Source organism: Bartonella sp. AA86SXKL (genome assembly GCF_042196885.1).
In genome coordinates this window covers 361-614 of record NZ_JBHIRE010000471.1, presented here as the reverse complement: position 1 = coordinate 614, position 254 = coordinate 361, and the positions used below count along the sequence as shown (strand labels likewise).

General features: G+C 37.8%; 1 protein-coding gene and 1 pseudogene. Both read right to left on the bottom strand.

What is annotated here, in order from left to right; translation table 11 throughout:
• The coding region (locus tag ACFIO5_RS12700; protein WP_375705598.1) for a 50S ribosomal protein L18 at nucleotides 1-140 on the bottom strand (140 nt) is incomplete at its 3' end.
• A 12-nt stretch (nucleotides 141-152) separates the two neighbouring features.
• Nucleotides 153-254 (bottom strand): annotated as a pseudogene (locus ACFIO5_RS12695) (50S ribosomal protein L6); the annotation flags it as partial.

The following is a 254-nucleotide window of genomic DNA, read 5'->3' as shown; positions in this document are numbered from 1 at the left end:
CGCAAATCATCGATAATTTGAGCATAGATATTTTGATTTGAACGATAAATACTAAGCCGCAGACGATTACCAGAAACCATTTTAATTCTACGACGAACACGCCTTGCACGACGCTGAATAATGTCCTTAGATGAAACCATGATGCAAAACCCTTATTTCTTTTTGCCTTCTTTACGAAAGATACGCTCATCTGCATGTTTAATACCTTTGCCTTTATAAGGTTCAGGCCTACGATATTCTCGAATTTCTGTTGC